Below are 9,007 nucleotides of genomic sequence, written 5' to 3' on the forward strand. Positions count from 1 at the left end.
AAACCCATTGCTTTTTTTAGCGATGGGTTTTTTGTTTATTAAAATGGCTCAAACACTTTGCTTGAATGCCATGAAAATAAATATAAAATTCGGCTGGCTTTTTTTAGCAAGACGATGATTTCTTTGCTTGCTAAGAATTCCCTCATTGTGGATCTGAAATCCTCTTTCTCCGCAATCAAGCACAAAGCTTGAAAAACTAAAAAACCGTAGCAGTTATGCTAGCGGTTTTTTTGTTTTAAGAATTTGGCATTTGTATATCTTAGAATCTACGCAAAAGGTTCATTTGACACTCGGTATTTTTCTATAGTATGATCGTCTGGCAAGCGGGCTATAGAATAGGAATTTGTACTGGTATCTAATGCTATAAATCCTGCTTCATCAAAAGCTTTTAAGGCTTTTTCCATCGGCCAGATATTCCATTTTTTATTAAAATAATTCGCATTATTAACTATACCTTCAATTTTGTCTAAGGGCGGACGCACAAAACTATGCTGCTGATGAAATGCAATAGCCGGTGATAAGAAAAATTTCATCCCTGCTGCTTTTGCTTTAAAAGCAAAGTCTGTATCCTCTGCTCCATAACCTTTATATTCTTCGTCAAAACCTTGAAGTGCTTTAAAGTCTTGTTTCGTCATCGCAAAACATAAACTCCAGAATAGTTCATAATGATCTGTATGAGTAACTTTAGCATGGAATGGACGCCGTGGATGCAATGTACTTTTTTTTAGTAAATCTATAGTTTCTACTTGAGTTACCTGCTCGTTTAGATATCTCGGGGTAGCCATTATTAAACCTTTATAAGTATCCAGTTGATTATTTAAATTTTTTATATAATTATGCTCTGGTATACAATCTACATCTAGAAATAACAAATGATTAGTTTCTGCTAATTCTGCGCCCAGGTTACGCGCATTTGCAATGGGCAATAAATTAGCTTTATCGCTTATTATATTATTTAAATTGATAGTTAGTGGCCCATTATAATCAAGATTTAGTTTGGCGTCCATATTAATAATTATAAGCTCTTTAGGATGTATTGAATTGCGTTCAACACCATGAATTAAATTATTAAGATGTTCTTGTCTGCCGTAATGAATTGTTATTACACTACATTCTGCTATTGGTATCATATTCTTGTTCTTTTGAAGAATTAATTACGGTTTTGAAAAATCCCTGAATTTGAGCAGCCAGTTTGTCAACTGTAGTAAAATAATGATCTGGAGCTTTATAAGATTGAAAAGTTTTGGCTTTCTTGATAAGAGGTTTTAAATTATGAACATCTACTTTTTGAGCTATATTTAGTTTTTCAAGTATTGCAGCTGTAGTCTCTTGTTCTAAATAAGGGCGCTCTTCGGGAAATGCTAAAAATCTTTTACCAAGACTAATCATTTTCAAAACCATATTTGTTCCACAACTTGCGATAACAATCGTATCCTTATGGATAAAATCTTCTACTCGTTCTACAACACCTTGATAGGTTATATTTTCGTTTTTAATAGTACTGTCTACAGGTCCTATTATTTGAATGCTATAATCTGGAAACTGCGTTAAAAGTATAGGTAATAAATTTGTTATAGCTGTACCGCCAAAACCGGTAACGATTGTTATATCATAAAAAGGTTTTTCGTGTTGGATAGATTGTTTTTCCGGTTTATCTATAAAGCCTAAATAGCAGGTTTTGTTTACTATCCACGTAGGAGTATCAATACTTTCAAATTCTTTAGGGTAGTACGCTATTAAAAAGATGGCTCCTCGATATGCTTCAGTATGCGCTATATCAGAGCGATTTCCAGGCATTCTTCGATACACATAAGGGACAGAAGATACCCGGGCTAATGCTGCAATTTCTACACTTACATCAACAATTATAAAATCTATTGAAAATTTTTGTAATGCCTGTAAAATATGCGTGTTGCGTTTTAAAATCTTAGACAAACCTACAGGTGAATAATGTAAATATTTAGGTTTATTGTAAGAGTCTGGCAATATTTGGGTTCCGTCAAGATCCTCATTGGGTAAATGCTGAACCTCAGCATAATCTGGAAAGTTATAGTGCGAATCTGTTAATATTAAACAGTTAGAACCATAACCTTCTGCAAACCTACTTGCATAGCGAGAATGCCCACTTCCGTGACTATGTGCGTAATACGCTATTTTGTGCGTCATATAAAAATTGGCTTATTTCTAATATATGGTCATACAACTCTATATAATCCTCTACCATGCGTTCATAAGACATATGCTCTTCTGCATAAGTTCTACAAATTTTTGGATTTATCTCCTTTACTATATCTAGTGCTTCTGCGAGCTGATTTACGTTTCCTTTTTCAACAATTACAGCCACTGTATCATTTAAAATTTCGTTAACTGCTCCAGTATCAAAAGCAATCAAAGGTGTTCCGGTTGCAAGTGTTTCTGCCAATACAAGACCATAAGGCTCATCCCATAGACTGGTAAATAAACAACATTCACTTTTCAATAATTCCTTGTTTAATTCTGCTTGATTTAAATGCCCTAAGAATGTTACAAGGGGGTGATTTATATATTTTTTTATTTGAGTATCATAATACTCTTGAGCTTCCTGATCTATAGGTCCTGCTAATCTAATTTCTTTATTTTTTAATAAAGCAGCTTCAATAGCTAGATGTGGTGCTTTTTCCTTACATATACGACCATACCAGAATACAAAAGAAGAAGACTTTTGCGTGACATACTCCCAACGACTAACATCTATACCGTTGCGAATAGTTGTACACGAGGGTATAAATTCTTTCCACTGTTTACAAAGACTATTACTCACTGAAGTGTAATATTGATTGTGTAAGTCTTTTAAAATAAGGTTGGCTACTTTTAAATCGGTTAACGGTGGTGTATGTAAAGAGGTTATCACTTGCTGTGGCAACATATTACCAAGTAGTAAAGCCTGCATATTTAATGAATGATTGTGTACAATATCATATTCCTTAGACTTGATTTGATTAAATACACGACTATAGTTTATAAGATGTCCTAATTGCAAATTTTCAAATACCGGATAATCTGTACAATTTAAGTTTTCGATCACATCATCTTTAAATTGATCTATCGAAATTAAGTTTGCTTTTGTTCTACTTTTATGATGTGCATATAAATCTACTTGATGACCGCGATTTACTAACGCATCTACTAAAAGATGAGTAATCATTTCTAATCCTCCTGCATAAGGTTCTGCTATAGGAAATTTAGCATGGGCAATTATTGCTATCTTCATAAGTTTATTGATATTGAGTTAGTTTTTTGATTGTAAGAATTTTTATACAGCTCGATATTAAAAAAGTACATTCCGCAAGCCAGTAGTAGACTGTAACAAAAAATTGAAATTCCTAAAAACTGTAGTTGATTGTTCACAAATATCATTGCTATGCATTGTATCGGAATAACTAGATACAGACTATCATAAACAGGCTTAAAACGTGATTGAACTTTTGAAGTTCTTCTGAAAGGAAGTTTTGAATCTATAAAATAGGTAAGCCAATATAAACTTGACTGAAATGCTAACCCTTGATGCAGTAAGAAAGCTTTAAATGCTAAGTAGAAGCTGTTTGTTGATTGTAAAAAACTATAAAACTTAGAAAGATGACTAATAAGAAGTGAGACTATTGTAATGGATACAATGTAAAGCACTGACGCAGCGGTAAACAGATTAAAAGAAATAGATATAGCACTAGCTAAAAGAATCAAATACGAAAACAAGTTGAAATTAAACCAGCAGGTGAGTTGAGGAATGAGCTTTGTCTTCATCGCTACTGGAAGCTTTTTAGACTTTAATAAATAAATCAGATTTTGAAAATTCCCATAAATCCAACGTTCGCGTTGTTTAATAAATTCTACAGGCTCACAAGGCGCTGCTCCAGAACCAATAACACGATCTATATATTTTGCGCTAAAGTTATTTTCAAATAATTGAATTCCAAGTTGAGCATCTTCGGTAATAGACGCAGTCGGCCAACCCCCCAATTCTTCTAGAGATTCTCTATTAATTGCAGATAATGTTCCTGTAGGAAGAGTTAAACTTTCATTCGCTGCAGATTTAGAATAAAACTCAAAATAATGATTAAATTCTACATTCACAGGACAGTGTGTATCCAGGTTATTATAGTGTTGTGGATATTGAATGAGATTATGTTTATTATGAGTAAAGTCACTGTTTACAAACTTTAAAGCATTCTTGTCAAGTTCATAATCTGCATCTACCGTAAGGATCAAATCAGTCTGTGTATGTATGTAGGGTAATGCTTCATTTAATGCACCTGCTTTAAAATCGTTTACATCTAAGAAATTTAAAAATTTTACCTTTTCTGGAAATTGCTCACAGTACGCTTGAACAGGTTTCCAATAACTTGAATCTGGAGTATTATTATAAATAACTAAAACTTCAAAGTGTAAATAGTTTTGATTTATAGCCGCTTGTACTGTCTTTATAACCGTAGATACAGGTTCTTTATAAATGGGGATGTGAATACTAACAAAGAGTTCGACATCCGCTACTCTATTTTGCTTTAAAATTAAGTTTGATCTATTATTTCTAGTTTTAATAAATGCCAATATTGCAACAAATGCGAAATTGATAAATGCAAATGCATACAAATAAATTACACTAAAGAGCATCAAAGTAATGATACCTATAAATAAGCTAATCAGCATTAATAATTTAAAGCTTCGTAAGGTCATGTGCAAAATTTTTGACCAATTTAGACCTTATGATTATATGACTATTAACAATGAATAGTTAAAACCTTATAATGCTTTCTTAATTGTTTTTTATTTAAGAATTTTAGATTTAGTTCTTAATTTATTTTAATAAATATAAGTTACTGATTATAAGATTTGTATGCGCTCCGAAAATATTAACTTATTTATTTTTAGTTTGGAATTTATCAATCTAATTTATAGAATTTATTATTTAAAATAATAAATTCTATAAATTAGATTGAACTATAAAGGAGATAAATTATCACGAAACTCCAAATAAGTTTCAAGAATAGTATAATCATTCAGAATATAGAATACAGAAAATCCCGATATTAGTAGTTCATAAATAAATAAAACTTAAACTGCTATACCTAAGACATCAGACTTGAAAGACATCCCCAACATATCATTTGAAAGTCAAGATGATCTTAATGATTTTGAGATACTTAAAATTTCTGAGATTTTCGAAAGAATAAGTAAAAAACCAGATCACGATCCCTGCAAACCTCATCGCATTAACTTTTTTGCATTACTGATTATTACAGAGGGCTCTGGAACACATCAGGTGGATCTAGAACATTACTCGGTAGGCAAAGGATCACTCCTAAAAATTGCTAAAAATCAAATACATGCTTTTCAGAAAAATTTAAATTACAACGGGCACTTAGTGATTTTTACTGAAGACTTTGTAGTAAAAAGATTTTCTCGCTCTACCATAGATTATACTACACATCTATATAATTACTACCTCTCTACCCCATTAATTGAAAATGAAAAATACGGTGCTTCCTTTCTTAAAGAAATCTCCGATGAATTAAATACTGTGTCACACGTACAAAAGGAAATCATTGCAAAATTGCTAGAAGTATTTCTTTTACGTCTTGAACAGCAAAATCATAAACTGGTATCGCTTAATAGTAAGCCAGTTCACCTTACCATTTTCAACCAATTTAAAAGTTCGGTAGAAAACTTTTATACACAAACAAGAAATGTAAAAGATTATGCCGAAAAGCTACAGATTTCCCCTAAACATTTAAATAACATAGTACGTGAAATAACCCTCAATAGCGCTAAATCATTTATCGATCACTATGTGATTTTAGAAGCCAAAAGAGCAATTCTGCTTAATAATTATAGTATTAAAGAAGTTGCTTTCTCATTAGGGTTTGATGAGCTTACCAACTTTACTAAATTCTTTAAAAAACATACCGCTGTTTCTCCAAAGGAGTTTAAATCCAGTCTTTAGTTCTGGTTCCACATTTACCACTTTGACCCGCCTTTTACCTTGTGGTAGTTACCGATGATATAGAAATTTACTTTAAAATATAAAACAATGAGTACAATAGCCATATGCCCTACTTGTGGGAGCAAATCAAGAATTAAAGAAAAAGAAGGAGAAACCATATATACAGCTGTTCAGGATGACGAAGCTTTAAAAAAAATAGGACAAATGAAAAAAGCGATTGAAAAATTTAAGAGTAAAGCCGAAGCCCTGGAGAAAGAATTAGAAGCATTGAAAAGTCAGCAATAATACTTGATTTATTTATCTTAATTTTTTGACTGGATTAAAACATCCAGTCTATCATCTGCGTATTTACCTTAATGTGAAAGTACTAAACAAACCATAACAACTATGAAAATTGCCATTACATCTGCCAGTGGGAAATTAGGAGGCGCTATTATAAAAGCTCTCCTACAAGAGATCGGCAAAGAAAATGTGGTAGGTATTGCACGCAACACGTCCAAAGTTGAACATTTAGGCGTAGAAGTGCGTAAAGGTGATTATAATTATCGTGAAGATTTTAAAGAAGCACTACAAGGCATCGATAAAGTCTTATTGATTTCAGGTATGGACAAACCGGAGAAACGCATAACACAACACCAAAATGTAATTGAAGCTGCCAAACAAAATGGCGTTCAAAAAATGGTGTACACCAGCATTATTGGTAATGAAAAAAACACAGCTTTTAGTCCAGTAGTACAAAGTAACCGTCAAACTGAAGACGATGTGCGAAATTCTGGTATGGATTTTATAATTGGCCGTAACGGTATTTATATTGAACCAGACCTTGAGTATATTGATACCTACATAAATGAAGGTGGCATTACAAATTGTGCAGCCGATGGCAAATGTGGATATACCAGCCGTCAAGAATTAGGTTATGCTTATTCTCAATTATTATTGAATGATAATTTAAATGGTAAAACGCTCAATCTGGTTGGTGAGGGAATTACGCAAAGTCAATTAGCAGATTATATAAATCAAGTGTATGGCACCACACTCCCTTTTAAAGATATATCTGTAGAAGCGTATAAGAGAGAACGTCAAAGCGCCTTAGGTGATTTTTTAGGAACTATAATCGCTGGCATTTACGAGGGAATCCGTAATGGAGCTAATGATGTAACTTCTGATTTTGAAACTGCCGCAGGCCGCCCACACAAAAGTGCTTTAGAACTTATTCAACACTATCGCCTCGCCAATTAAAGGCATTCACAGAATATCATTAACCTAAATCAGAATTGCTTCTTAGACCTCTTTTTTGAAAAGTGATTTAGTATTGATTTGTTTGGCGAAAAAATGAGTTTCAAACTTTTTATGGACATATACTAAAAACCGATAACACTATGGTTGTGCATTAGCTTTTTGAAACTGCTAAGTTTTACGCAACTCAAAAAGGGTACGGGTTTTTTAAATTAAAAATCATTTTTACGTAAGTGAATATTAAAATCCTGTACATTTTCAGTATTTAAAATGGGATACATACCCGTTGACCTCCTTTTAAACACGTACACTTTGATAAATAAATAGTACTTTTATTTATCAATCTCTATTCGATGAAATCAACATTACCGCAATCACTACAAAACGATATTTACAACATAACGCAAATTAGCGCAGTTCCTTCAATTTTAAATATCATTTGTAAATCTACCGGAATGCGATTTTCTGCCGTTGCTCGCGTAACAGATAACAAATGGATTACTTGTGTATCTCAAGACGAAATAAAGTTTGGTTTAAAAACAGGTGACGAACTTGTATTAGAAACCACAATATGTAATGAAATTAGGCAACATTCAGCACCGGTTATTATTGATGATGTTAGTGCAAGTGACGAATTCTGCAATCATCATACACCTACACGTTATGGTTTTCAGAGTTACATCTCCTTCCCTATTTTTAGAAAAAATGGTGAATTCTTCGGAACGCTGTGCGCAATTGATCCCGAGCCAGCAAAACTAGATAACAAAGAAGTTCGTGATTTATTTGAACTTTATACACAACTGATTTCATTTCATTTAGATGCCATTGAGGAAGTAAACGAACTCAATACAACACTTCAAGAAGAAAAACATATTGGTGAGTTGAGGGAAACTTTTATAGCAGTTTTAGGTCACGATTTACGAAATCCTGTAGGTACTACAAGAATGTGCGCAGATATCCTTTTACAAATGGATCTACCGGAGATAGCTAATCGCCAGGCTAGCACCATAAAATCTACGTCCTATAGAATGCAAGGGTTAATTGACAACCTTCTGGATTTTGCTAAAGGACATTTAGGCGACGGTATTAGATTAGAATTATCACGTAATAAACAAGCTTTAAAGAAATTATTACTTCAGGTTTCTAAAGAAATAAAAACTGTAGACAGTAACCATCCTCTTCATATAAATATTGATTTAAAAGATGATTTTGAATGTGATTTAAATAGAATAGGTCAGCTGTATTCTAATCTCTTAGGTAATGCGATAAAACACGGGGCAGCAAATATGCCTATCGACACGCAGGTAATTACAGAAAATGGAATGTTCAGTTTAGCTGTAACTAATATGGGAACAAAAATTCCTGATAAGAAAATGGCAGATTTATTCAAGCCCTTTTTTACAACTAATGCTACCAATAATAAATCAGGTTTAGGTTTGGGACTTTACATTTCCTCTGAAATTGCGAAAGCACATAATGGTAAAATGGAAGTTCTATCTACCGATGAGAAAACACAGTTCAAATTTACAATGCCGATTAAAGCTGTGGTAAATAAGATAGGTTTGTAGTATGTGTACTTTTCAAATTAGTAAATGTAATTTTAGGAATTAAAACTATTTTGATAAAGCAGGTTGTACAATAGTTTTAGTCATTTTTTACTGAAAAACTATATAGAGAAGTAGTATGATAGTTCTCATCTGGATTCAAAATAATTGATGGGAAATTTTCTTGATTTGGCGCATCTGGAAAATGCTGAGTTTCTAATGCAAATGCGGTTCTAAAAGCATCTTTTAC

Annotated in this window: 9 protein-coding genes; 4 read left to right on the forward strand and 5 right to left on the reverse strand. The window is 32.7% G+C overall.

The genetic code is table 11. The annotated features are described in order from the left end of the window. Positions 1-266 precede the first annotated feature (266 nt). The 4 genes from DSM00_RS07350 to DSM00_RS07365 are packed head-to-tail and all read right to left on the reverse strand — an operon-like array spanning position 267 to position 4,710. Entirely contained in the window at positions 267-1,130 is an 864-nt protein-coding gene (locus DSM00_RS07350) for a glycosyltransferase family 2 protein (protein WP_128757371.1), read from the reverse strand. Then, positions 1,108-2,166 (reverse strand): hypothetical protein, encoded by a 1,059-nt coding sequence (locus DSM00_RS07355; protein ID WP_128757372.1) that lies wholly within the window; start codon positions 2,164-2,166, stop codon positions 1,108-1,110. Before DSM00_RS07355 ends, DSM00_RS07350 begins: the two co-directional genes overlap by 23 nt. Beyond that, positions 2,135-3,250, reverse strand: coding sequence for a glycosyltransferase (locus DSM00_RS07360; RefSeq protein WP_128757373.1), 1,116 nt, complete (start codon positions 3,248-3,250; stop codon positions 2,135-2,137). Before DSM00_RS07360 ends, DSM00_RS07355 begins: the two co-directional genes overlap by 32 nt. Then, positions 3,247-4,710, reverse strand: coding sequence for a glycosyltransferase (locus DSM00_RS07365; protein ID WP_128757374.1), 1,464 nt, complete (start codon positions 4,708-4,710; stop codon positions 3,247-3,249). The genes DSM00_RS07360 and DSM00_RS07365 overlap by 4 nt, the downstream gene beginning before the upstream one ends. A gap of 406 nt (positions 4,711-5,116) precedes the next feature. On the opposite strand from DSM00_RS07365, the gene DSM00_RS07370 reads away from it, so the two are divergent. The 4 genes from DSM00_RS07370 to DSM00_RS07385 all read left to right on the forward strand — a co-directional run bounded on the left by DSM00_RS07370 (position 5,117) and on the right by DSM00_RS07385 (position 8,781). After that, on the forward strand, positions 5,117-5,977 hold the full coding sequence (locus DSM00_RS07370; protein ID WP_128757375.1) for an AraC family transcriptional regulator: 861 nt from the start codon (positions 5,117-5,119) through the stop codon (positions 5,975-5,977). Positions 5,978-6,064: 87 nt separating this feature from the next. Beyond that, on the forward strand, positions 6,065-6,262 hold the full coding sequence (locus DSM00_RS07375) for a hypothetical protein (protein ID WP_128757376.1): 198 nt from the start codon (positions 6,065-6,067) through the stop codon (positions 6,260-6,262). A gap of 102 nt (positions 6,263-6,364) precedes the next feature. After that, on the forward strand, positions 6,365-7,216 hold the full coding sequence (locus DSM00_RS07380; protein WP_128757377.1) for an NAD(P)H-binding protein: 852 nt from the start codon (positions 6,365-6,367) through the stop codon (positions 7,214-7,216). 350 nt (positions 7,217-7,566) lie between these two features. Beyond that, positions 7,567-8,781 (forward strand): GAF domain-containing sensor histidine kinase, encoded by a 1,215-nt coding sequence (locus DSM00_RS07385; RefSeq protein ID WP_128757378.1) that lies wholly within the window; start codon positions 7,567-7,569, stop codon positions 8,779-8,781. Positions 8,782-8,857: 76 nt separating this feature from the next. On the opposite strand, the gene DSM00_RS07390 is transcribed toward DSM00_RS07385, so the two are convergent. After that, positions 8,858-9,007, reverse strand: a 150-nt coding sequence (locus DSM00_RS07390) for an aldose epimerase family protein (protein ID WP_449543901.1), incomplete at its 5' end; no start/stop codon positions are given.

It is taken from the genome of Leeuwenhoekiella aequorea (assembly GCF_004104375.1).
GTDB lineage: Bacteria > Bacteroidota > Bacteroidia > Flavobacteriales > Flavobacteriaceae > Leeuwenhoekiella > Leeuwenhoekiella aequorea.

Excerpts from the sequence above, each read along its gene's own strand:
- DSM00_RS07350 (WP_128757371.1), bottom strand. The coding sequence starts at position 1,130 with ATGATACCAATAGCAGAATGTAGTGTAATAACAATTCATTACGGCAGA.
- DSM00_RS07355 (WP_128757372.1), bottom strand. The coding sequence starts at position 2,166 with ATGACGCACAAAATAGCGTATTACGCACATAGTCACGGAAGTGGGCAT.
- DSM00_RS07360 (WP_128757373.1), bottom strand. The coding sequence starts at position 3,250 with ATGAAGATAGCAATAATTGCCCATGCTAAATTTCCTATAGCAGAACCT.
- DSM00_RS07365 (WP_128757374.1), bottom strand. The coding sequence starts at position 4,710 with ATGACCTTACGAAGCTTTAAATTATTAATGCTGATTAGCTTATTTATA.
- DSM00_RS07375 (WP_128757376.1), top strand. The coding sequence starts at position 6,065 with ATGAGTACAATAGCCATATGCCCTACTTGTGGGAGCAAATCAAGAATT.
- DSM00_RS07380 (WP_128757377.1), top strand. The coding sequence starts at position 6,365 with ATGAAAATTGCCATTACATCTGCCAGTGGGAAATTAGGAGGCGCTATT.
- DSM00_RS07385 (WP_128757378.1), top strand. The coding sequence starts at position 7,567 with ATGAAATCAACATTACCGCAATCACTACAAAACGATATTTACAACATA.